The organism is Erwinia tracheiphila (assembly GCF_021365465.1).
In the GTDB taxonomy this organism is placed as follows: Bacteria; Pseudomonadota; Gammaproteobacteria; order Enterobacterales; family Enterobacteriaceae; genus Erwinia; species Erwinia tracheiphila.
In genome coordinates, this window is the sequence record NZ_CP089932.1 from 4,409,516 (window position 1) to 4,433,577 (window position 24,062).

Genomic DNA, 24,062 nt, shown 5'->3' on the forward strand with positions numbered 1-24,062 from the left:
TTTCAGATTGAAGGTGCCACTTATTTTTGGCACCTGTATCACTCTGCTAATAATTTAGCTTTTCAAAAAAGGATGCTGCAGACATATATTCATCAGACAGACATATATTCATCAGACAGACATATATTCATCAGACAGACATATATTCATCAGACAGACATATATTCATCAGACAGACATATATTCATCAGACAGACATATATTCATCAGACAGACATATATTTCTCATCACTATTTCCGCATCAGTATTAATTGACTCGAAAATCAGGAGATTGCATTTTTCATTGATTGTTATTTCCCATGAATTCTTTAGCCTGATTATTTTTTCCTTCTGCTCTGGAAGATTAGCTATTGTTTTTTTATAGTGCTCTGCAATATACGCCTGGTGCTTTCTGTTTTCTTTATTGCTTTTTCGTTTATTTCTTGCAACTGACTCATTTCTGGCTCAGTGAATGCAGCGCTGACATTAAGAGATACCATGCAGATAATTAAAACGCTGTTAATTGCTTTCATAGAAGTCAACCCTTCTTTTAAATCTGTCCTGAGGAACGAAAAACCAGGTTGTCCTGTCGGCAATCATTCTCCCGAATCCCGTTAAGTCTCCAGCATAGGCAAGCCTTTGCAAATAAGGCCTTGTAACAGTGCCATAGTCTCCTCGGTAGCGTAAATCAATAAGAATCTCTTTTATCTTTCCCGGGATATTATCCCACGCCAGAGTAGATGATATAGTGGGATTTGGATGATATTCCATTATGATCAACTTATTTTTACATATTCTCTCTACATCTTTTTTTAATTCTTCGTAAGTTGATATGAATAGTAACAATTGTTGCTGGTCTGTTATTTCGCTTATTGAATCCCTGTTATTTAGCACAAAATTATAGGCAGAGCATCCTTTTAACCTTGCACCTTCTGATATCTTCTCTGCTTTTTCCTTTTCGATTCCTGCTTTTTGCAATGATATTAAAGCACTTATTTTCGATCTATCACCGAGATCAAATCCTCTACCAATGGTTACACCTGAATTATTTTTTTACACGATGAGGTGTTGCCGGGCCAATGTATCTTTTTTGAGTAATCTCTGCTCGACTTTAAATTATTCCCTTCTGCCCTGAATGTCAGCAACCCTTTTTTAGGCTCCAGCATAGTAAATAGTCCATTAATTGTTGGGAAATTACATATTACGTCTGTTCTTTTGATTGTTCTACTTTATTTTTAACGTGAATAAAATATAAAGAAATGGTGCTCTTAAGATCGTTTTTCCAAAGTATCACCTTCTGCGCGGCGAAAGAAAAATCGCCAGGTAAGAAAATTTTTTCACAAGTTCAAGGGCAGCAATTTTTTGAATGCGGTAACTATTTTGTACCAGAAATCTAACGAAATACTGCCCTTCCAACTCAGTCGTCGTCAGTCGGTCGTGACGCAGACTTGCTGATCACGTATGCTTTGCGCTTTGGATGTAACATATGGCTAAAGTTGATGTCGTCTGCCCTCAGTGCAATGAAACTCATGCTGTACGATGTAACGGACATTCAGCATCCGGTGCCCAACGTTACATCTGCAAGCATTGTTCAAAGACCTTTCTGCTCAACTTTAGCTACTCCGGTGCCAAACCAGACACACACCAGACCATTGTTAATATGGCCATGAATGGTTACGGATGTCGCGATACCGCACGGGTTCTCGGTATCAGCCTCAATACGGTTCTGCAGCACTTAAAAAAATTTCGCCAAAGCAGGTAGCTGAGAATATCGACCCCGAAACGGAGGTTGTTATCTGCTGTGAAGCCGGTGAACAATGGTCTTACGTGCGGTGTAAAAGCAATCCCCGGTGGTTGTTCTATGCTTATGACCGTATCCGCAAACGTGCTCTGGCCCACGTCTTCGACCCGAGAAATGCCCCGACCCTGCGACGATTGCTGGCCCTGTTAAGCAAATTTAACATTGCCTTTTATATGACAGATGCCTGGCCGGTTTATAAAGTTCTGTTAAGTGCAACAGGCCACGTGGTGAGCAAGAAATATACCCAACGGACAGAACGACATAATCTTAATCTTCGCACACATATCAAACGACTGACCCGCAGAACAATTTGCTTTTCGAAGTCAGAGGAAATGCATGATAAGATCATCGGTTGGTATCTTACTCTTCATCATTATCAATAAATCTGCGTCACGACCCGTCAGTCCACCACATTAAGAACGCTAAAAAAGCATTCCTGATTATGCTTCACTTTGTACCTGGCCTTTCCACATAAGGCGTTGCTCATGACTGGCATGGAAGAGTGAACGGGGTTTTCGTACATGCAACCCCGCAGCGAACGGCCTACACCGAGCCGCGATACAAAAGTGTGAAGCGCCACACCTCCCGAACGGAAGGAAAACACAGCAGGGTATCCGGTAAACAGCAGAATCGGAACGGGAGCGCGCATCGGGGAACCTCCGGGAAGACATCGTCGGTACCCTGTGGCGTTGATTCTCAAAAAGCATCTGCCTGGCGAGGCGATCTGTATGCCATGCAATGAGAGACAGTGATGACACCACGCCAGTGAATATTCAACCCAGCCGCACCTGCCATAAGCCATAAGCCATAAGCCATAAGCCATTCTGGCGTTTGCTTGTGACATTATTCGCATGGCGGTCTGCATTCTTCGCGGTGGCTGGCAATAATGGCCTGATTATGCCCGGCAGGGTGTTTATTTACCCATCCCCGTCGTATCGCGCAAACAAAGCACTGCCGCTCAGTGCTCCGCTAACTGACAATCAGCCTTGAGAGGAAGCGTAAAACTAAAGCAGGTTTCTTTACCGGGCTGGCTGGTGATATTCAACCGCGCACCGTGATGGCTGAGTGCGTATTTTACAATAGCCAGGCCCAGTCCGCTGCCGCCCGTCTGTCTTGAGCGCGCACAATCCACGCGGTAAAAACGCTCCGTCAGGCGAGGGATATGCTCTGGCGCAATGCCGGGACCGTTATCGCTTACGCTGAAGGTTGCGCCCTGTGGCGTGCGAAGCCAGGCGATGACGATGCGCGTCCCGTCTGGCGTGTGGTTCACAGCGTTGTAAACCAGGTTGGATATCGCACTGCGCAGCTGTTCTTCATCGCCCAACACCTGCAACGTATCATCCACGCTGAAATCAATCTGATGGCGGCCCTGACTAAGGGTTTCCGCCTCGTGCTGCAGTAGCTTCAACATCACTGGCGCGTTGACCTGCTGCCGCAAATCCAGTGAGGGCGCGGCTTCAATTCGCGACAGCGTAAGCAACTGATTGACCAGATCATCCATACGGCGGGTTTGCGCATGCATGGTATGCAGTGCCTTGTGGCGCTGCGTCCCTTTCATCTCGGTTTCGGTCATCATTTCCAGATAGCCCTGCATCACCGTCAACGGTGTGCGCAGTTCATGGCTGACGTTGGCAAAAAAACTGCGGCGCGAGCTTTCCAGCTGGTGCATTTGCGTCATATCCCGCGCCACCAACAGATATTGCCCTTCACTGTAGGGCATCACGCGAAATTCAAGCTGGCGATGATTATTCAGCACAAGCGTCAGAGGGCGCGAAAAATCGCGCTGGCGCTGGTAGCGTGCAAATTCAGGATAGCGCAGCAGATTGAGAATGTTTTGCCCATTATCTTCCGGCCAGCGCAGCCCCAGCAGCTGCTGTGCCAGGCCATTACACCAGAAAATAAAACCTTCTTCGGTGGTCAGTACCAGCGCATCCGGCAGGGACTCGGCGCCGCTGCGAAAGCGTTTAATCAAATTGCGCAACTCGCGTCGACGACGACGATTACGCACCTGCATCTGATGCAAGCCGTAAAAAAGCGGTTCCCAGCTGCCCCGGCCGCCTGGTGGCGTCATACTGCGATCAACCCAAAGCCAGTGGGATAAGCGCAACAGATTAACAAAGTGCCAGCCCAGCAGCGACAACAGTGAAACCACCAGCAACCAAGGCAGATAGCCGACGACCAGCCCGATCAACAGCGCGGACAGGCAGGCGAGCAGGAGTTCCAGCAGCAATCCCTTCAGGGAGAGGCGTTCCAGCAAAGTGAATACTCCGGTTGTGGCGATTCAAAAACGCACAGAAAAACGGTAGCCAGTTCCACGAACGGTCTGCACCATGCGATCGTGGCCACTCGCCTCCAGCGCCTTACGTAAACGACGAATATGCACGTCAACGGTACGATCTTCAACGTAAACGTTGGTACCCCATACATGATTAAGCAACTGTTCACGACTGTATACGCGCTCGGAATGCGTCATAAAAAAGTGCAGCAGCTTATATTCCGTCGGCCCCATTTCCAGCGGCTGATTAGCGGACATCACGCGATGCGAAGACGGGTCCAGGCTGAGTCCCTGCATCTCAATCACCTCTTCCACCGCCATGGGTGAAATACGGCGCATCACCGCTTTGATCCGGGCGATCAGTTCCTTCGGGGAAAAAGGCTTAATGATGTAGTCGTCCGCCCCCACTTCCAGTCCGCGCACGCGATCTTCCTCTTCACCACGCGCGGTCAGCAGCATCACCGGAATATCGCGGGTCATCGCTTCACGCCTGAGGTGTTTAATAAACTGGATACCTGAACCGCCCGGCAGCATCCAGTCCAGCAGGATCAGATCTGGCCAGGGTTCAATCAGCTGACTGACCGCACTGTCATAGTCTTCCGCTTCAACAGGGTGATAGCCATTCCGCTCCAGAACGAAACACAACATTTCACGGATTGGGGCTTCATCTTCTACCACCAGAATACGCTTGGCCATTATTGCTCCTGCTGCGATGACGGGATGTCACTGGGATTCGCGGCGCTATTATGCGTCAGTTTTATGACAATTTTATGAAAAAAACCCGTCTGTCCGCGAACTGACAGCAATCCTGTGAAAGATCAAATGCCTTTGATGCTGGGGGTTTTTACCCGGTTTGTTTATAATCCTGCAAACGCATTCCGCACAGAAGGAAGCCCATGCGCATCATTCATACCGCTGACTGGCATCTGGGCCAGTTTTTTTATACCAAAAGCCGTGCCGCAGAACATCAGGCATTTCTTGACTGGTTGCTGGCGCAGGTAACCGAACAGCAGGCGGATGCGATTATCGTCGCCGGGGACATTTTCGATACCGGCTCGCCACCCAGCTATGCCCGCGAGCTGCTTAACCGCTTTATTGTCAGGCTCCAGCCAACCGGTTGCCAGCTGGTTCTGCTTGGCGGTAATCATGATTCGGTGGCGGTGCTGAACGAGTCGCGGCACCTGCTGGCCTGCCTCAATACCACCGTGGTTGCCGCCGCCGCTGAACAGCCGGACCAACAGATATTACGCCTGAACAACCGCCACGGTCAGCCCGCAGCCCTGCTCTGCGCCATTCCCTTCCTGCGCCCGCGCGATATCACTACCAGCCAGGCTGGCCTGTCTGGTCTGGAAAAACAGCAGTCTCTGCTGGAGGCCATCACCACGCACTATCAGCGGTGCTGGCAACACGCGCTGCAACAGCGCGAGGAGATGAAGCTGTCTGTTCCCGTCATTGCCACTGGTCATCTGACCACCGTCGGCGTGACCCAAAGCGATTCGGTGCGCGATATTTACATCGGCACGCTGGATGCGTTCCCCGCTCAGGCCTTCCCGCCAGCCGATTACATTGCACTGGGGCATATTCACCGAGCCCAGCGCATTGCCGGAACGGAGCATATTCGCTATAGCGGCTCGCCCATTCCTCTCAGTTTTGATGAGTTGGGTAAAGAAAAAAGCGTCTTTCTGGTGGAGTTTGCCGGGGACAAACTGCATCGGGTTGAACCCCTTGTCATTCCGATGTTTCAGCCGATGCAAATCATTAAAGGCTCGCTGGAAGAAATAACACGTCAGCTGACAGCCATTCAGCCGCGCCCAGACGGTAAAGTCGTCTGGCTGGATATTGAGGTGGTCACCGACTGCTGGCTGAATGACTTGCAGCGGCGCATCCAGGAGATAACGCACGATTTGCCGGTCGATATCGTGCTGCTCCGCCGCAGCCGCGAGCAGCGTGAACAAACCATTGTGCGTCAGGATAATGAAACCCTCAGCGAACTGAGCGTGGAAGATGTGTTTGCGCGCAGGCTGGCCTCCGAGCAGGACATGTCGCCCCAGCGGCTGGCCCGTATCACCGCGCTTTTTCAGCAAACGCTGGCAGAAATTGATGAGGAGGAACAGCCATGAAAATTCTGACCCTGCGCTTTAAAAACCTCAATTCGCTCAGGGGTGAATGGAAGATTGACTTCACCGCCGAGCCGTTCGCCAGCAACGGCCTTTTTGCGATCACCGGCCCCACGGGGGCTGGCAAAACCACCCTGCTTGATGCTATCTGTCTGGCGCTGTATCACGAAACGCCTCGTCTGGGAAAACTGTCGCAAACGCAAAATGGCCTGATGACCCGCGATACCACAGACTGCCTGGCCGAAGTCGAGTTTGAAGTAAAAGGAGAAGCCTGGCGCGCATTCTGGAGTCAGCGGCGGGCGCACGGCGCGGTCAATGGCAATCTGAAAGCACCGCGTGTGGAACTGGCCCGCTGTGCCGACAACAAGATTATCGCAGACAAAGTAAAAGACAAACTGGAGATGATGGCAGGACTGACCGGGCTGGACTTTGGCCGCTTCACCAAATCCATGATGCTGTCACAAGGGCAGTTTGCTGCCTTTCTGAACGCCGATGCCAACAGCCGGGCCGGGCTGCTCGAAGAACTGACCGGCACCGAGATCTATGGACGTCTTTCAGCCAGCGTATTCGAGCGCTTTAAAAACATTCGCCAGCAACTGGAGACGCTGCGTGCGCGTGCTGGCGGTATGGCGCTGCTGGATGAGGAACAGCGAAAATCGCTGAATGGACAACTCTTCAGTCTGGTTAGCGATGAGCAGACGCTCACTGATCAACACCAGCGCCAGCTTTCTTTATTGCAGTGGCAACAGCAGTACCAGCGCGCCCGGGACGCGGTGAGCGCGGCGGAGCAGGCATGCCAGCAGGCTGAAGCCGCCTGGCTGGAGGATAAACCCCAGCTGGACAAGCTGGAGCGCGCGGAACCAGCGGAAAAACTACGACCGCTCTGGCAGCAGTGCAGCCTTAATACGCAGGATTTGCAGGCGCTACAGCAGCAGCAGCAGCGCCTGACCGCCCGGTGGGATCAACAGCGGCAACAGCTTGAGACCAGCAGCGCACAGCTGAAAATGCAGGATGACGCGCGTCGCCAGCACGAAGCCTTCCGCCAGCAGCAGGAAACGTTAATCACCGACAGCGTGCTGCCGCTGGATAACCATATCGCCACGTTGGAGCAGCAGGCCCAAACGCTGACGAAAGAAATAAGTGAGTACCAGCATTCGATTAGTCAGCACCGGGAGAAGCTGCTTAAAAATCAGCAGGAACAGGCGGAGAAACGAGCGCAACAGCAGCTTCACCAGCAGTGGCAACAGGCAAACCCGCAGGTTGGCCGCTGGGGCGAATCCTTGCCGCTGTGGTCGGCTCGCTTTGAACAGCAGCACCAGCACCAGGCCATACTGGATAAACAGCAGCTGCAGCTCAAGGAACAGCTGCAGCTGCTTGCACAGCAACAGCAGCAGGAACAACAGCTTGAGCAGCAGGTGGCACCGCACAGGCTGGCGTTGCAACAGGCCAGCAGTCACCTTGCCGAAGCAGAAAAACACCATAATGCACTGGAGAAGCAGCACCCGCAAACGCAGTTACAGACGCAACTTGCCCGTTTTGGCCAGCAACGCCCACTGCGGCAAACACTGGCGCTGCTGATACCGCAGTGGCAGCAGGTGATGCAACAACGTCAGCGAGCGCTCACCCGCCAGCAGGAAACACATCAGCAAATCGAACAGGCCGGACAGCAATTACTGACGCTGCGCAACGACTGGAAAGAAAAAGAACAACAGCGGCAGGATGTGGAAAAACGCCATGAGCTGGAGCAACGCATTGCCGATCTTGAACAGTATCGGACGCAGCTGGAGTCGGGGCAGCCCTGTCCGCTTTGTGGTGCCTGCCAGCACCCGGCAGTCGACGAGTACCAGACAATCAGCCCCTCCGCTACCGCAGAGCGTTTACTGAAGCTAAAAGCCGTGGTTGACAGGCTGAAAGATGACGGAATAGCCCAGCGCGAACAGCTTAAAAACCTGAAAACGCAGCAGGAAAAATTACAGCAGGAACTGAGCGAAAACGGTCAGCTGGAAACCGAATTGCGCAGCCAGTGGCAGTTGGTGCAAAAAGAACTGGCGCTGGATTTTACCCCGGAGCAATGGGAACAGGTAACGGACTGGCTGACGGTTCAGCAACAGCAGGAAAACGATGCACAGGCACAGCTGCTGCAGCGGCAACAAAGTGCTCAACAGCTTCAGCAGGCCAAAGATCGGTTTACACAGCACCAGCAGGAGCTGAACGATCTCCTGCAACAGCAAGAGCTGGCAGGTCAGCAACGGCTTACTCTCAGCCAGAACATCAGCGCACTCGAACAACAGCGGACAGAGCAGATGCTGGCGGCAGAAAAACAGCATGACCAGTTACAAAGCACACTGACCGAGGTTGGGCTGGCGTTGCCCGCGCAGGATGAGCACGAAAGCTGGCTGGCTTTGCGGCGGCAGGAATGGCAGCAATGGCAACACGTGGAGCAGGCGCTTACCGACCTGCTGCCACAACTGACCGCGCTGGCCACCCAGCAGCAGGCGCTGAACGAGCAACTCGCCAGTGAACAGCAGCGCGTTACCGCGCTGGAACAGCGGCTCACCGCCGGGCAACAGAATCTGAATGAGCAGCGCCAGCAGCGAGAAGCGCTGTTTGGTGATCGCCCCATCGCCGATGTGCAGCAGGCGCTTCGTGCGCTGTCACAGCAGCACACCGAGCGTAGCGAGATACTGCAGCAGCAGTGGCAGCAACAGAAGGAGCAGCTGAATACCCTCCACGGGCAACTTAATTCTCTCACTGAACAGGCTGACGCACTGGCGCAGCGGCTGAACGACAATCGACAAATGCTGGCTGACGCACTGGCCACCAGCGATTTCACGGATGAGGCAGATTTTGTCGCTGCCCTGCTAGATGAAGCACAATCCAGCAAGCTTCATGCGCTGCAAAAGCAGCATGACAGCCACCGTCAGCAAACTGCCGTACTGCGGGAGCAGGCGCAAGAAATCCTTGCCGAGCAGCAACAGCAACAGCCGGACGATCTGCCCGCTGATCCTGCCACCCTCAGCGAAACGGTGAAGCTTCTGGCAGAGCAACTGCGGGAAAACGCCCGACAGCAGGGAGAGGTTCGCCAGCAATTGCTCAGTGATGAAGCGCAGCGTGAGCAACAGCAGCATCTGCTCAGGCAGATTGCCGCTGGCGAGCAGCAGGTGGAGGACTGGAGTTACCTGAACCAACTTATTGGCTCAAAAGAAGGCGATAAGTTTCGCAAATTTGCTCAGGGGCTCACGCTGGATAATCTGGTCTGGCTCGCCAATCAACAGCTGACCCGGCTACATGGCCGCTATATGCTGCAGCGCAAATCTGATGAGCCGCTGGAATTGCAGGTGATGGATACCTGGCAGGCGGAAGCGCTACGCGATACCCGTACGCTCTCCGGCGGCGAGAGTTTTCTGGTCAGTCTGGCGCTGGCACTGGCGCTCTCCGATCTGGTCAGCCATAAAACCCGTATAGAATCGCTGTTCCTCGACGAAGGCTTCGGTACGCTGGATGCTGAAACCCTGGACAGCGCGCTCGATGCCCTCGATGCCCTTAATGCCAGCGGGAAAACTATCGGGGTAATAAGCCATGTGGAGGCCATGAAGGAACGGATATCAGTGCAGATTAAAGTAAATAAAATCAATGGACTGGGTTATAGCAGGCTGGAAACACCAGCGGCCTGATGTCAACCGGGCAAGGAACAGGCCGCTGAATATCATCAGCGGCACTGGCACACCGGCTTTCGCCGACTGGCGTTTTTCCAGTTTGGCGCGTGGGCCAGGCAGGATACCGCCGTCGGCGGTCAGCAAACGTGCGCTGGTCAGCGCCGCAATATCGTGAGCGGGGTCGGTCACGTTATTGGTAATCTGTTTAACGACCGGCATTAACCAGCATCCCAACCAGGCCCTGGCTACCGTTATTGTTACTCTCACTGTCCGTTGCCGTCGCAATACCACTCCAGATTTGCTTACCACTGCGCAAATCCACCAGCCTCGCCGTGGCTGTGACGCGTGTCACGCTGTCCACCACGACGAATGTCGTGCCGTACTCCGTGATAGTGATATACAGCGCCGCATCCGCATGGAAAATGTCGTGCAGTTTCGCCGTGCTGACGCTGCGAATGTCACTGGCATTGCTCAGGCCGTTTTGTTTAAACGTCTCCTCGACAACCGCGACAGGAAACACATAGTATAGTAGCCCGACCCGGCCAGCGGCTGTGTCGCCAGCGAGGCAAAGCTGTGTGCCGCATTGATATCCACAGAGTGGTTTTCTGCGGGCAGCGCCAGAATGGAAGCAGGTTTGATCTCGCGGAAGACGGTGTAATCATAAGGCATTTTTTCCGCACAGCCGGTCAGCGCGACCACGGCCAGCAGGCCATTGATTGCTAATAAATTTTTTATTATTTAGCACCCTGCTTACTTACGCATCAGAAAATCCATACAGGAAGCGGATTCAGGAAATGCCGTTTTTTCGGCGGTGAACTGCTGAAAAGCCAGATCGGGGTGGTCGCTATTGGCATAAAGCAGACCGGCGCGACCGGTTTATTTTTACCCTGTGCTTCCTGAATGACTTTGTTCAGCGTTTCAATTTCTTTTTCCGGCGCAGATGTATTTTTATAATAACGATATAAAGAAGACTGATAATCGCCCCAATTACAGATGGGCGCTGGTTTTGGCGCACAGGCGGCTAACAGTAGCGCGGCAGACACTGCCAGAACAGATTTCATGTGGTTCATTTGTTATTCCCGCTGTTATTTAACCGGACGCCATGCGCCTGATTCAATGCCTCTAACCAGATGATTCACCGCTTCACGAACCGCCAGGTCTGTTACCTTAGCGTTCAGCGTCGGGTCATAGCTGTCGGTGCCGCCAAAGCCCACCACTTCACGGTTAGATAAGGTATATTCTCCGGCACCCTGCATGGACCAGACCACTTCCGAGGTGGTGACATCGACAATATTGAGACTGACTTTCGCGTAGACGACCTGCGTTTTACCACGACCCAAGATGCCCCAAAGTTGCTGGTCTCCCACCTCTTTTCGACCAAATTCGGTATGTCTCCGGTCACCACGTAGTCAGCACCTTTTATTTTCTGGCCGGACTTGCTGTGGGGTAACGATTGATTGCACGGCTTCCTCTGCAAAACAAGGCAATGACGGCCTCAATGAAGGAAGTGAAACCGGACGCTGTCCACGCCCAACGCGCGACGACGGCAGGCCACACAGCTTTACTGCGATCATAGCCATGCCGCGCCGCGCACCCCGCCTGAGCGCATTTGTGCGCCCTCATGGTTTTTACCTCGTTTCGTACCTTAAAAGGCCAACGATGGAAAGGCAATGAAACCCCGCAGTCGATTCGCTATCATGCGCACTGTCGTTAAATAAGCGCACCTAATACGCGCCAGAGAGGGAAAGCAGTATGCTGTGGTTTAAAAATTTGATGGTATATCGCCTGAATCGGGAACTGTCGCTGGCGGTCGACGAGATGGAAAAGCAACTGGAGGCATTCACTTTCACGCCCTGTGGCAGTCAGGATATGGCAAAAACCGGCTGGGTTTCCCCAATGGGTCCCCGCGGCGATGCCTTAACCCATGTCAATAACGGTCAGATTCTGATTTGCGCCCGCAAGGAAGAGAAAATCCTGCCATCGCCGGTGATTAAACAGACGCTGGATGCCAAAATCAGCAAGCTGGAAGCCGAACAGCAGCGTAAGTTGAAAAAAACCGAAAAGGATTCGCTGAAAGATGAGGTGCTGCACAGCCTGCTACCCAGGGCATTCAGCCGCTTCAGCCAGACGTTTCTGTGGATCGACAGCGTTAATAATCTGGTTGTGGTCGATTGTGCCAACGCAAAAAAAGCAGAAGATACGCTGGCGCTGCTGCGTAAAAGTCTGGGATCGCTGCCAGTTGTGCCGCTGACGCTGGAAAGCCCGATTGAACTCACCATGACCGAATGGGTACGTTCTGGCACTACACCAGCCGGTTTTGCACTAATGGATGAAGCCGAGCTGAAATCGCTGTTGGAAGACGGTGGTGTGATCCGCTGTAAAAAGCAGGACCTGGTCTGTGATGAAATTGCTAACCATATCGAAGCAGGAAAGCTGGTGACTAAACTGGCGCTGGACTGGCAGGAGCGGGTACAAATGGTGCTGTACAATGATGGTTCGCTGAAACGCCTGAAATTTGCCGATACACTGCGTGAACAAAATGATGATATTGACCGGGAAGATGTTGCCGCGCGTTTTGACGCTGACTTTATCCTGATGACCAGCGAACTTGCCGCACTGGTTAGCAATACCATCGAAGCCCTGGGTGGGGAAGCACAGCGCTGAGTAGGTCATCGAGCCGGTAAACGACCCGATGCTAAAACTAGTCTTTCAGGTAACGGCACAGGTATGACGAAGGTTCGGCAACCTGAAGATGGAATTCGCTGTGGCCCGGTACGTTAAATACCTGGCCTGGTTCATAGTGCTTCCACTCCGTTTCGCCCGGCAACAGCACTTTCAGCGAACCGCTCACCACGGTCATCTCTTCCGGCTGACCCGTGCCAAACGTGTATTCACCCTCGGCCATCACGCCAATGCTGGCGAGCCCGGTGCTGGCACTGTCGAAACCGATTGATTTCACTTTTCCGTCGAAATATTCGCTGACGTTGAGCATAAAGGTATCCTTATAATCAGAGAGAAAGAGTAAGCCGCGCGTACGCACCTGTTACAGGCGGCACGGCATTAACCTTGAGCTGCGCTATCCAGCCCCATGGCAGACAGGCTCTTAAGGTAGCGGTATTCCTTTCTTTACACCAGAAGTTCTGCTGCAAGCCGGGCGATAAGCGTATTGGAGAGCAGCACAGGTATACCGAGCAGCTTTTCCAGGCAATCCCGGTGCCGCTGATAGTAGCCAAGGCAATCCAGCAGCAGGATGTCCGCTCCGCGATCCTGTAACGTAAGTGCGGCTTCAATAAGCCGATCATTGCCCATTTCCCAAGGACTGGCCACCGCAAAATGGGGAGTCCATTGCAGACTGCGCCATTTATAAGTCTGTTCATTGATGTACTCTGCACGCGCCACTATCACCCCGACCTGATACCCGTTGGCGATTGCATTGACCAGCGGTGGCAGAATGCTGTAAGGCTCAAGCAAAACGGCGCTGTCCGCGACCAGATTTTTATATTCACCGGCACACAAAACCAGGATGGTAGAAAATCCCTTTCCTTCCAGCTGTTTTATTATTACCTGCAACGCCTCGCTGACTCTCGCTGCGGACAAAGCAATAAAAGAGCCGCCTTCGGTATGCGTCATGGTGACTTTTTCACCTGCAACCGGTGCGTATCGCTGTTTAATTTCAGCAGCTGACAGACCGTTCAGCAAACCAAAATGCGCAATTTGCGTTTCCGGGATATGTTCCAGCAGCAACGGATGCAAGTCACCCTGCGGCGCGGTGCCAAGTGTTATGGTCGCCAGCGTCTGCCTCATCAATCCCTTTTCCACCAAATTAACCTTTGCCAGATTTTTGGCAACATCATCAACCACGTTATTAATTGGTTTCAGCCTAGCATTGGTTTTTAAAAAGCACGGAGAGTTATTGTCTGGCGGGTTATTATTCGGAAAATCGGCCAATGGTCTGTCCAGTTATATCTGTGGTGGGAGCGAGGTTAATTTTATTCTGGTACCGGACAGTGAAAATAAGATGGTAACAGCTTCCAGTCAAGCACGGAGAACAATGCCAGGGCAACGGGCAGGTTGTTAGCGGAAAAATACGGCAGATTGAAGAGGGAGCCGGCGTCCCTGCCGACAGAAGTATTATCCTTTTTGCTGGTCTTCATAGCGCGCTTTCGCGTCAATAGCTTCCTGCTCGGTTTCATGTTCGCTGATTAAGGTATCGGGTTTGCGATGGTCAGCACGCAATTCGTACCAGGTGACCGATTTGCCAGAAGACCCTTTTTCAACCGGTTTAATATTGGCTACGCGCGGGTAAGGTGGTTTGCCCGGTATCGTTCTTTCCCTTCGTTAATAAATGTTTACCCGCCCAGAAACGAGGTCTGGACAGCCAGCATTTCTTAAGTATAGACAAAAATTGGCATTTCTCAGGGAGAAGGCGTCATTAACACTGTGAAAATCCCTCCCACCGGATTGCGGGGCAACACCTGTGGTATTAATAACGGCACGCAAGGGAATGATGTGCTCTTTGCCAGACCTTGTCCGGTAAGGGATTGGCAGTCGTCGTCTGACGGCACGCTGCCGGGCGGCAGGGTTGTTGCTGCAACATCAGGTAGCAACCTGTCAAAAAATAGCAGGTACCGTCATTGTGCACGTAGCCATTCAGCTGGCCCGAGCGAGAGAAAGCGAGGTGATAATATCATTTACCACGCCTGTCGGGGTTTGCATCGCGTTAATCACATAATGTGATGTCTGTCGGTAAAACGCATCGCGCGCCACCAGTATCTCAACCATTTCATCAGCAATGGGGCGCCCCGTCAGGGTTGGACGCTGATCCTGCTCAGGGTAGGCTTCAAGACGTGCAGCCAGTACATCAGCATCCGCTTTCAGATAAATAACCTGTCCGTGATCGCGCATAAATTGTCGGTTGCCGATGGCGAGCACCATTCCGCCGCCGGTGGCAATCACGGTGGCCGGTGCCGTTACCGCTTGCAGAGAAAGTGATTCTAGCTGCCGAAACCCGTCCCACCCTTCCTGCGCCACAATTTCTGCAACCGTTTTGCCGGTAATTTGCTGAAGATGGCGATCGGTATCGCTAAAGGCATAACCCAGAGCACTCGCTAACGCCCGACCAATAGTGGTTTTACCACAGCCACGCGCGCCAATCAGATACAAAGGTAACGACATAACAGCCCACTTTTCCTCAGCTCTATTGATTGCCCTAGTGGCGGTGTTAGAGCAGATAATGATTGAATTTGCGTCGCATCATAACGATTATTTTTTCGCATCACCACCAGTAACTTTTTCTTTACACCCCGAGCCGATGGAATAATGTTATACCAATGTTTTTCAGCAAGATATTCGATGTAAAACTGCATTTACATTGCCAACTTTATTGCCAATGAATCGGCAACATTTACTTACCCGAACCACGTTTACTTTCCACTTTTTTACCCCAATATAGTGGTAATACCCGATTTGGAGGACGATCACATGCAGAACGAAGAACAACAGTTAATTGAAAATCTGTTCAACCGTTTAAAACAGGCAGAGACCCAGTCTGCCCCCCGCGACGCCACCGCGGAAAAATTGATTCAACAACACATTCAGCAGCAACCGGGTGCTCCTTACTACATGGCACAGGCCATTTTGATTCAGGAAGCCGCCATGAAGCAGCTTAATAACCGGGTAAGCGAGCTTGAAGCAAAACTGGCGCAGTCTCAACAACCACCTCAGCAGAGCAGCGGCGGCTTTTTATCAGGCTTGTTTGGCGGCGGTCAGCGTCAGTCAGCGCCGCAAAGTGTTGCGCCTCAGCAATCCTCTCCTTGGGGTAACAACGCGCCGGTTCAGCAGCAGCCAGGCTGGTCTGCGCCCCCTGCCGCCGCGCCTTCAGCAACGCGAGGGTTTCTTGGCGGGGCTTTGCAAACTGCGGTAGGCGTTGCCGGTGGCGTGGTAATGGCGGATATGCTGACCAGCATGTTCCACCATTCGCAGCCTGAGGAAATCGTCAATATTATCAATGAACCCGCGCTGCCCCAGGAAAGCTTTGATAATAACCTTGATACTTTCAATGACGTTGGCGGTAATCCTTTTTCCAGTCAGGATGCTGGCTTTCAACGGAATGACAGTAACGACTTTGCCGGTTTTGGCAGCGACGACTTCGATAGTGATAATTTCGGTGATGACGACAGCTTCGTTTAAGCCGCAGATAGCCGGGTAGACGTACCCGGCTGCATTCCATGCATTCAGACGTTATTTTTTTCCCTTTTGCGCCTGCAGCCATTTATCAAGTTCATTCGCGAACAGCTGCCGATCACGCTGGCTGAGTGCAGGCGGCCCCCCGGTTTGCACCCCACTGGCCCGCATAGTATCCATAAAATCGCGCAGGGTCAGACGTTCACGAATAGTGGCCTCACTGTAGCGCTCGCCACGCGGGTTGATCGCCACCACGCCTTTTTCCATCACGTCTGCAGCCAGTGGAATATCCGCCGTGATCACCAGGTCGCCCGCTTCAGCACGGCGCACAATTTCATTATCGGCCGCATCAAATCCGGCAGGCACACGCAGCGTGCGCAAAAAACGAGAAGGCGGAACGCTTAGTGGCTGGTTAGCAACCAGAGTGACCATCATTTGTTCACGATCGGCGGCGCGGTAAAGCACCTCTTTGATCACTTTTGGACACGCATCGGCATCCACCCATATTGGCATGACGTTTTCCTGTTCTGATAAAATAATGCCTGAAATGACGCAAGCATCCGGTGCAGCGCCTCGTTGAGCGCTGTGCCTGACATTTATGCCTGATTAGTCACCCGCGCACAGAAAAATGCCAGGACAGGTTAACAGCATTGCATCAGGATTTTTAGCAGCATTCTGAGGTATTGATAATTAATATTGAAATTACACCTGCTGCGATTGCCACAGGGTGAGACTGATAAGATAACTGATAAAAAATCATACAGAGCCACCGCTGGCATCGCAAACCTGACATTCTGTTGTACTGAGCTGTGAGCAGCAGTGTCAGAACGGAGAATCGCCTTATAGCGTACTGTTGTGCCCTCACGTCCACACTGCCGCAGCCTTTTTACGTCACCTGAATAGCTGCTGCCACGCCTGACCTCCCGCAGCCTCACGTTTATCATACCTACAGGCCCGTTATCCTGCCCTACGGCGAGTTTCTTCCCGTACAAAATAAGGTAATAAATGAAGCACGACCAGGCACCGCTATTTGCGGCAGTGGCACTTCAACGTTTTTTGTAAAACATCACATGCCGATTATTGTGCAAAAAATATTCATACAAAAAAATCTATGGTCCCCACCATTTTTGCAACACTGATTTTTGATTAATGCTGGCTTGCCTAAATCTGTCCGGGGTCACTATGGGCATGGAGGCCCGCGCCCCGATGAGTTCCGCACCGGATTAACCTTAAAAACCGCACGACTTCAGAGATCCATTTTTTATGTCAGTTTTTCATCAGGCCGACAGGCCGTTCATGTCATCAATAATCCGTCTTCGCAAAACCAGACTGGGAACTACTTAAATTAACGATTCACCTGCCAGTCAGGCTGGCGTCATCATTACTTTTCGAACACGGTCTGCCGTGTCGTGATTGCCCACGCTATCCGGGCTAATTTGTTGGCCAGTCCACAACACACTACGCAGGGGTGTTTTTTTGCCAGCAGCGCCCTGACCCGGCCAGCTAGCCTGACTGATAAGCTCTTCTCTGAATAAAGACTCTGGCGCACCGTGCAAGTAACCGGCGCAGGTTTTTGTCTCCGCGTTTACTTATCCCTAAAAGCGTATTTTTTCCGCCGTGCTGTACTGCCGTGGCACCAGACCGACTGAGGCAGCAAAATCCCGGCTACAGGCATGTTGTTTACCGTCGCCCGGTTGCGATGGCAGGACGCTGGCGGTTACTGGCACAACACCGGATATTGCCTGAAGACGTTGTCCTGTTTCATCACAACTCAGTTCCTGCTCCAGGGCCGTTTCAGGCCCGGTGATCTGTTCGACAAGGTAAAGATAATGAGCATGTAAGCGCATCAGCAACTGTGCCAGATAGTGTGGAAGTTCATTCTCTGCAAGGACGGTTGAAAGCTGTTTTATCACTGCGGCTCCGATTGGGAATACTGCTGCCAAATTCCAGTAAAAAAGCATGCATCTTATTGGTTGTTTTGACTTTATCTCTGAGAAGCGATTCCCTGACGCGGTGAAGTGCCCGCATGGCCTGCCGGGCTTCAGTTCGTGGTTGCACAAATCGCATTGAGGGACGGGGTTCTGCTTCGCATATGGCTTTCGCATCGACAAAATCGTTCCTGTTGCTCTTAACAAAAGGGCGGACGAACTGCGGAGAAATCAATTTTGCTTCATGGACTAAATCAGCGAGCCGGCGAGCCATAAAATGGGCGCCGGCGCTGGCTTCCATCACAACGGTAGCCGATGTGCAGCCAGCCAGAAACTCAATAAGTTTGGTACGGGCAACCTTTTTACGTAGTAATGCCTTGCCTGATTTATCCTGGCAGTGAATGTGGAAGGAATGCTTGCCGAGAACGGATACCAATACACGTAACGTTTTGCATGATGGCCTTCCCCAGAAAGAAAAACCCCCTGTCAGCGTAGCGCTCACAGGGGGGTGGGGACCATCTCATTAACCGCTATGAAATGCCCAACATTCAACCAGACCAACATTTAAAAAATGATTTTTGCAGCATTTAGTGTTCGACAAGGTTAATAAGCATGCTCTTAGCTACCACTTTTCCGCCGTGCCTGAGCTTCATCGTTTTTCCTGCACGCATTACAGCAGCAGTAAAAGTGCCGGGAGACGGTTAAAAGATGCTGTCTTTATACTAAGCCTTGTTGATGCGCATTTGCAGGGCTTTTATCCTGTTAACATGACTGGACACCTGTCACAGATGCTATGATCGGTATCACTGACTTTAACTGAGGGGTACGTGTTAAAGGCTGACGGTACTCGTCCAGCTGTTGGCACCCTTCTCACATGCAAATACACATTTCAGGCAACAGAGAGCATGATGATGGACAAAAAAATCGGCTTTATTGGCTGTGGCAATATGTCAAAAGCAATCATTGGTGGCCTGGTCTCGGCTGGCGATGTGAAGCCGGCGAATATCTGGGTTTACGACCATAAACCCGCCACCAATCAGACCATGCAACAACAGTATGGCATCACGCCCGCCGCCAGCGCAGAAGAGGTTGCCAAAGCAGTTGATATTTTGTTCGGAGCGGTTAAACCCGGCGTTATGTTGAACGTGCTTAACGAAATTTCCGGCAGCTTAAATAAAGATACGGTCGTGGTTTCTATTGCCGCTGGCATCACGCTGGACGCCCTTGCTGGCGTTCTCGGCCACGACCGGAAACTGGTGCGGGTCATGCCCAATACGCCAGCGCTGGTCAATGAAGGGATGACCTCAATAACACCTAACGTTTTAGTCAGTAAAGAAGAAGCTGACGAAATCGTCGCTATCTTCAATGGATTCGGTAAGGCCGAGCTGGTGCCTGAATACCTGATTCACGCGGTGGTTGGCGTCAGCGGCTCCGCACCTGCCTATGTCTTTATGTTTATTGAAGCAATGGCCGATGCTGCCGTGCTGGGGGGAATGCCCCGCACTCAGGCTTATCAGTTCGCCGCGCAGGCAGTCAAGGGCGCGGCACAGATGGTGCTGGAGACCGGCAAGCACCCCGGTGAACTGAAGGACATGGTCTGCTCCCCTGCAGGCACGACTATCGAAGCGGTGAAAGCACTTGAAGAAAAAGGCTTTCGTTCAGCGGTGATCCATGCAATCCAGCAGTGTATGGATAAATCAGAAAAAATGAGCAAGATTTAATTCTGTTGGGAATCAACTGCAGGAAAAAAGAAAGCGGGCCAGGCTTGCCCGAGACTGATTTATCACGTCCTGAAGCCGTTAACCATGACCTTGCAGCAGCCAGATGAGAGAAAAATCAAGGACAGGGAACGACAAGCAGACACTGAATATGGCAGTTGAGCAGTACGGCAGCCTTTTCCGGCTGTGTTATCGCTGCCGTCGCCATCGCAGAAGTGATGCTGTCGCTAATTTGTTGCAATTGCTCGCTATCCAGTTTGCGTAGCTATGCGGTGACAACAACGCCAGGCGCTTCAACCTGCACCATCAGCTCTTTCGACTCAACTTCTTTTTCAGCCAGTCTGACCAATGACCAACAGTTCTGCAATAAGGTTTTTCATGCGGACATCTCAGGGAGATAAACACTGACGTTAACACTGCATTTGGTAAAAGGAAACAAATCTGTGCCTGATACTTTCGTTAACCGCCTCGCTATTTTCAGAGTGTATTCATCTTTATAAACGGTGAAAATAATCGGCAATAACCATGATGTGCTGCAACAGTCGATTCTCATTGTTGCAGCAATAAGCCAGGGGATTGCCCCCTGGCACAATATGTTTACAAGCCGTGGCCCTAGTTAAAAGCCACTGCCACCAGCGCCCGGAGGGGGAAAATATACATCCACTCAGCGCAACGATACTTACAACTTTAATCCATCGTTTCATCGTCATTTCCTCATGGTAACGTTGACGCTGATAGTCAGTGTCTGCTGGTCTAAATAACAATCCAGAATACTCTCTTTCCGGTTTGTTTTTATCGGGGGTAACTGAGCTTAACAATTCAATAACAAAAATCAGTGAAAATACACTTATTACTGGAAAATAATCTCATCGACGCTTTCCAGACCTTGCTCACAAGGTGGTGATTATCTGCTTTACAGCTGACAGGTTTCAGGCCAATGTGAGCCGATAATATTTCAGAGAACCTGCAAATGCGTCATTCTCCTGTTTTAAGCCTGCAACAGCAGTTAGGTCGTCGCGATTGGGAAAACCCGGTGGTCACCCATATTAACCGCCTGCCCGCACACCCGCCCTTCTTGAGCTACCGCCATGAAGAAAATGCAAGGGATGAACGCCCCGATAGCGGCAACCGACTGCTGCTTAACGGCGAATGGACATTCAGCTATTTCAACCGGCCTGAAGAGGTTCCGGAAAGCTGGCTGCGCCAGGACCTTCCCGGTGCACAGCGGCTGCCAGTACCTGGGAACTGGCAGCTGGCGGGCTTCGATGCCCCGATTTACACCAATGTTCAGTACCCCATCCCGGTTAATCCCCCCTGTGTCCCGGAAATGAATCCTACCGGATGCTACTCGCTGAATTTCACGCACGACAAAAACCAGCTGCTGACTTACATTCAGTTCGATGGCGTCAACTCGGCTTTTTATCTCTGGTGTAATGGCGAATTTATTGGCTACTCTCAGGACAGCCGATTACCAGCTGAATTTGATCTGACGCCAGCGTTGCGTGACGGATCAAATCGCCTGGCGGTGCTGGTGCTTCGCTGGAGCGATGGCAGCTATCTTGAAGACCAGGATATGTGGCGAATGAGCGGTATTTTTCGCGACGTCAGCCTGCTGCAAAAGCCCAGGCTGCATTTACGCGATGTACAGATTGAGACGCATCTCAGCGCGGAATATCATACTGGCCGCCTTCAGGTGCTGGCGATCTGTTCACAACCTGATGCTGAGGCATGCCAGGTTGAAGTCATACTCTGGCAGCGGACGCGCTGTATAGCACGGCATCGCCAGTCGCTTTGCAGTCAGATCGTCGATGAGCGCGGCAATTATCGCGACCGTACAAACCTTAACCTGACGGTCCATCAGCCGGAGCTGTGGAGTGCAGAGACCCCGCATCTCTATCGGGCTACAGTGACATTGTTTGATGCAACGGGACACCGCATGGAAACCGAAGCCTTTGATGTCGGCTTTCGCAAGGTCGAAATCCATCAGGGGTTGCTGAAGTTAAACGGCAAACCACTGCTGATCCGTGGCACTAATCGCCATGAACATCATCCTGAGAACGGTCAGGTGATGGATGAGGCAACCATGATCCGCGATATCATGTTGATGAAGCAGCATAACTTTAATGCAGTACGCTGCTCTCATTACCCTGCTCATCCTTTGTGGTATCGCCTGTGCGACCGTTTTGGGTTGTATGTTGTTGATGAGGCAAACATCGAAACCCACGGCATGGAGCCGATGAATCGCCTGTCGGACGATCCACTCTGGTTTAATGCGTTCAGCGAGCGGTTCACACGCATGGTGCAGCGGGACCGCAACCACCCCTGCATTATTATCTGGTCGCTGGGTAATGAATCGGGCCACGGCAGCACCCACGATGCCCTTTATGCCTGGGTTAAAAGCAGCGATAAAAGTCGCCCGGTGCAGTATGAAGGGGGCGGTGCCGACACCGCCGCCACCGATATTATTTGCCCGATGTATGCCAGAGTCGATCAGGATCAGCCTTTTGAGGCAGTGCCGAAATGGGCCATTAAAAAATGGATCGGCCTGCCTGAAGAAACTCGGCCACTGATCCTGTGTGAATATGCGCATGCCATGGGCAACAGCCTAGGCGGCTTTGCCAAATACTGGCAGGCTTTTCGTGCGTTTCCGCGCTTGCAGGGCGGCTTCGTCTGGGATTGGGTGGATCAAAGCCTGACCCGCTACGACCAGAACGGTCAGCCGTGGCAAGCTTATGGCGGCGATTTTGGCGATAAGCCTAACGATCGTCAGTTCTGTATGAACGGGCTGGTCTTTGCTGATCGTACACCCCATCCTTCCCTGTTCGAAGCACAGTGGGCGCAACAGTTTTTCCAGTTTTCTCTGGAAAGCAGCAGCCCATTACGCCTTGTCATTCGCAGCGAATATTTGTTCCGGGCGACGGACAACGAGCAGCTTGAATGGCGAATTGAGCACAATGGTCTGGTGATATCGGCGGGCAGTCAGCCGCTGACACTGGTGCCAGAGGGCGCAATAACCGTGGAACTGGGCGAATTGCCCCTGCGGGATGGCGAGCTTTGGCTGTGCGTCGCGGTCACTCAGCCACGGGCTACGGCATGGTCAGACGCCGGGCATCGCGTCGCCTGGAACCAGTGGCGACTCCCTGCCCTGTTGCAACGTCCTTCTCTCTTCCACGACAACCCAAAGCCAGCACTTATTGTGGACGAGACAGAAATAACTATCAGGCATCAACAGCAAAGCTGGCACTTCTGTCGTAAAAGTGGTGAGCTGACACAGTGGCTACAGCAGGATAAAGCATTGCTACTTTCACCCTTGCGCGACGCTTTCGTTCGCGCCCCGGTTGACAATGACATCGGCATTAGCGAAGTGACGAAGGTTGACCCTAATGCCTGGGTAGCACGCTGGCAGCGCGCAGGTTTTAATGCGTTAAACAGCGAACTGACTGAGCTGTATTACGATCAACTGAGTAACAGCGTGCAGTTGACCACCGTACACGCGTGGCACCATGACGGCACGCTGTGCTTTATCAGCCACAAGCAGTACCGTTTTAATAGCCACGGCGAAATGAATATTCAGGTTAACGTGACGCGCGCAGCAGAACAGCCCGCTCCGGCAAGAATTGGATTATGCTGCCAGCTTAATCAGCATGATGGCATGGCAAGCTGGCTTGGGCTGGGACCGCATGAAAACTATCCTGATCGCTGTCATGCCGCCCAGTTTTCGCGCTGGTCACTTCCACTTGATGATCTGCATACGCCATATGTCTTTCCCTGCGAGAACGGTCTGCGGGGCGGAACCAAAGCCTTAACCTTTGGTGCAATCACCGTTACCGGCGATTTCCATTTTTCCCTGAGCAGATACAGCATGGAGCAACTGCGTGACGCCAGTCACCGTCACCTGCTCAGGCCGGAAGAAGGCTGCTGGTTGAGTCTGGATGGTCATCATATGGGCATTGGCGGTGATGATTCCTGGAGCCCCAGCGTCAGCCCGGAATTTCTGCTGAATAATGCGCGTTATGACTATGCAGTAACTTTTACCGCAACATAAACAGTCGGCCTGAGCAGAGACTCAGGCCCGTTTTTCGTGCTGCGTATCTGGCCATTGAATTGGATGTAACCCGGCCATTATTTAGCCACGGGATAACCCGTAATGCCAAAGCCATGTCTCCATGCCCACAGTGAGTTCACGGAAACCAGCAATAAAGGCCGCTTTCATTGAAGGTGGCGTTAATAACACCCCATAAAGCGCACTCAAAACCTCGAAAAACACCTGTGCAGCCAGATTTAAAGTAAAGATAACACGGTTGATAACCACGCCTACAGGGCATTTTTTCGTTAGCAATAAAAACGGCCCCTTAGGGGCCGTTTTTATTCACTCGACGTCGCTATCTGGCTGCAGCAAACTCT

General features: G+C 52.0%; 17 protein-coding genes and 5 pseudogenes. 7 read left to right on the forward strand and 15 right to left on the reverse strand.

Annotation, left to right across the window (positions count from 1 at the left end):
- Positions 1–499: 499 nt before the first annotated feature.
- Positions 500–1,012 carry a lysozyme family protein gene (locus LU633_RS22770; protein ID WP_152664214.1) on the reverse strand — a complete coding sequence of 171 codons (513 nt, stop codon included), beginning with the start codon at positions 1,010–1,012 and terminating at the stop codon, positions 500–502.
- Positions 1,013–1,466: 454 nt separating this feature from the next.
- Between LU633_RS22770 and LU633_RS22775 the strand changes: the two genes are divergently transcribed.
- Positions 1,467–2,164, forward strand: a protein-coding gene (locus LU633_RS22775; protein WP_233481955.1) for an IS1 family transposase whose coding sequence is annotated in 2 segments (ribosomal slippage) — positions 1,467–1,728 and positions 1,728–2,164 — 699 coding nt in all. Because the reading frame shifts where the segments join, the coding sequence is not laid out codon by codon here.
- Positions 2,165–2,739: 575 nt separating this feature from the next.
- Here the strand turns inward: LU633_RS22775 and phoR are convergent.
- Both phoR and phoB read right to left on the reverse strand, forming a co-directional pair.
- Complete coding sequence (gene phoR / locus LU633_RS22780) at positions 2,740–4,038, reverse strand: phosphate regulon sensor histidine kinase PhoR (protein WP_016192797.1); 1,299 nt, start codon at positions 4,036–4,038, stop codon at positions 2,740–2,742.
- 24 nt (positions 4,039–4,062) lie between these two features.
- Positions 4,063–4,752: a phosphate response regulator transcription factor PhoB gene (phoB, locus tag LU633_RS22785; protein ID WP_016192798.1), complete on the reverse strand. Its 690-nt coding sequence runs from the start codon at positions 4,750–4,752 to the stop codon at positions 4,063–4,065.
- A gap of 200 nt (positions 4,753–4,952) precedes the next feature.
- On the opposite strand from phoB, the gene sbcD reads away from it, so the two are divergent.
- On the forward strand, positions 4,953–6,176 hold the full coding sequence (gene sbcD / locus LU633_RS22790) for an exonuclease subunit SbcD (RefSeq protein WP_016192799.1): 1,224 nt from the start codon (positions 4,953–4,955) through the stop codon (positions 6,174–6,176).
- Entirely contained in the window at positions 6,173–9,847 is a 3,675-nt protein-coding gene (locus tag LU633_RS22795; RefSeq protein ID WP_016192800.1) for an AAA family ATPase, read from the forward strand. Before sbcD ends, LU633_RS22795 begins: the two co-directional genes overlap by 4 nt.
- Positions 9,848–9,922: 75 nt before the next feature.
- Here LU633_RS22795 and LU633_RS22800 read toward each other — a convergent pair.
- The 3 pseudogenes from LU633_RS22800 to LU633_RS22810 form a co-directional block, all read right to left on the reverse strand.
- Positions 9,923–10,564 (reverse strand): annotated as a pseudogene (locus tag LU633_RS22800) (DUF799 domain-containing protein); the annotation flags it as partial.
- Between the two features lie 15 nt (positions 10,565–10,579).
- Positions 10,580–10,899, reverse strand: a pseudogene (locus LU633_RS22805) (DUF4810 domain-containing protein).
- Between the two features lie 15 nt (positions 10,900–10,914).
- Positions 10,915–11,258, reverse strand: a pseudogene (locus LU633_RS22810) (CsgG/HfaB family protein); the annotation flags it as partial.
- A gap of 323 nt (positions 11,259–11,581) precedes the next feature.
- On the opposite strand from LU633_RS22810, the gene rdgC reads away from it, so the two are divergent.
- Positions 11,582–12,493: a recombination-associated protein RdgC gene (gene rdgC, locus LU633_RS22815; protein WP_016192804.1), complete on the forward strand. Its 912-nt coding sequence runs from the start codon at positions 11,582–11,584 to the stop codon at positions 12,491–12,493.
- A gap of 37 nt (positions 12,494–12,530) precedes the next feature.
- On the opposite strand, the gene ppnP is transcribed toward rdgC, so the two are convergent.
- The 4 genes from ppnP to aroL all read right to left on the reverse strand — a co-directional run bounded on the left by ppnP (position 12,531) and on the right by aroL (position 15,004).
- Complete coding sequence (gene ppnP / locus LU633_RS22820) at positions 12,531–12,821, reverse strand: pyrimidine/purine nucleoside phosphorylase (protein WP_016192805.1); 291 nt, start codon at positions 12,819–12,821, stop codon at positions 12,531–12,533.
- Between the two features lie 134 nt (positions 12,822–12,955).
- Complete coding sequence (locus tag LU633_RS22825; RefSeq protein ID WP_016192806.1) at positions 12,956–13,777, reverse strand: AroM family protein; 822 nt, start codon at positions 13,775–13,777, stop codon at positions 12,956–12,958.
- Positions 13,778–13,960: 183 nt separating this feature from the next.
- The gene (locus LU633_RS22830; RefSeq protein ID WP_040465867.1) at positions 13,961–14,152 is read right to left on the reverse strand and encodes a YaiA family protein; all 192 of its coding nucleotides are present in this window, start codon (positions 14,150–14,152) and stop codon (positions 13,961–13,963) included.
- A 327-nt stretch (positions 14,153–14,479) separates the two neighbouring features.
- Positions 14,480–15,004 (reverse strand): shikimate kinase AroL, encoded by a 525-nt coding sequence (gene aroL / locus LU633_RS22835; RefSeq protein ID WP_016192808.1) that lies wholly within the window; start codon positions 15,002–15,004, stop codon positions 14,480–14,482.
- A 306-nt stretch (positions 15,005–15,310) separates the two neighbouring features.
- Between aroL and LU633_RS22840 the strand changes: the two genes are divergently transcribed.
- Positions 15,311–16,018, forward strand: a complete 708-nt coding sequence (locus LU633_RS22840) for a DUF2076 domain-containing protein (protein WP_016192809.1) — start codon at positions 15,311–15,313, stop codon at positions 16,016–16,018.
- A 51-nt stretch (positions 16,019–16,069) separates the two neighbouring features.
- Here the strand turns inward: LU633_RS22840 and LU633_RS22845 are convergent, their stop codons facing one another.
- Positions 16,070–16,525 carry a YaiI/YqxD family protein gene (locus tag LU633_RS22845; RefSeq protein WP_046372091.1) on the reverse strand — a complete coding sequence of 152 codons (456 nt, stop codon included), beginning with the start codon at positions 16,523–16,525 and terminating at the stop codon, positions 16,070–16,072.
- Positions 16,526–17,393: 868 nt separating this feature from the next.
- Positions 17,394–18,395, reverse strand: a pseudogene (locus tag LU633_RS22850) (IS110 family RNA-guided transposase).
- A 453-nt stretch (positions 18,396–18,848) separates the two neighbouring features.
- Between LU633_RS22850 and proC the strand changes: the two are divergent.
- Positions 18,849–19,661, forward strand: coding sequence for a pyrroline-5-carboxylate reductase (gene proC, locus LU633_RS22855; protein ID WP_040465874.1), 813 nt, complete (start codon positions 18,849–18,851; stop codon positions 19,659–19,661).
- Between the two features lie 115 nt (positions 19,662–19,776).
- On the opposite strand, the pseudogene LU633_RS26340 reads toward proC, so the two are convergent.
- Positions 19,777–20,038 (reverse strand): annotated as a pseudogene (locus tag LU633_RS26340) (sigma-S stabilization anti-adapter protein IraP).
- Between the two features lie 114 nt (positions 20,039–20,152).
- The gene (locus tag LU633_RS22860; protein ID WP_152664215.1) at positions 20,153–20,362 is read right to left on the reverse strand and encodes a hypothetical protein; all 210 of its coding nucleotides are present in this window, start codon (positions 20,360–20,362) and stop codon (positions 20,153–20,155) included.
- Between the two features lie 266 nt (positions 20,363–20,628).
- Between LU633_RS22860 and LU633_RS22865 the strand changes: the two genes are divergently transcribed.
- Complete coding sequence (locus LU633_RS22865) at positions 20,629–23,703, forward strand: beta-galactosidase (RefSeq protein WP_016192814.1); 3,075 nt, start codon at positions 20,629–20,631, stop codon at positions 23,701–23,703.
- An 81-nt stretch (positions 23,704–23,784) separates the two neighbouring features.
- Here the strand turns inward: LU633_RS22865 and LU633_RS22870 are convergent, their stop codons facing one another.
- Complete coding sequence (locus LU633_RS22870; RefSeq protein WP_016192815.1) at positions 23,785–23,997, reverse strand: hypothetical protein; 213 nt, start codon at positions 23,995–23,997, stop codon at positions 23,785–23,787.
- Positions 23,998–24,062 lie beyond the last annotated feature (65 nt).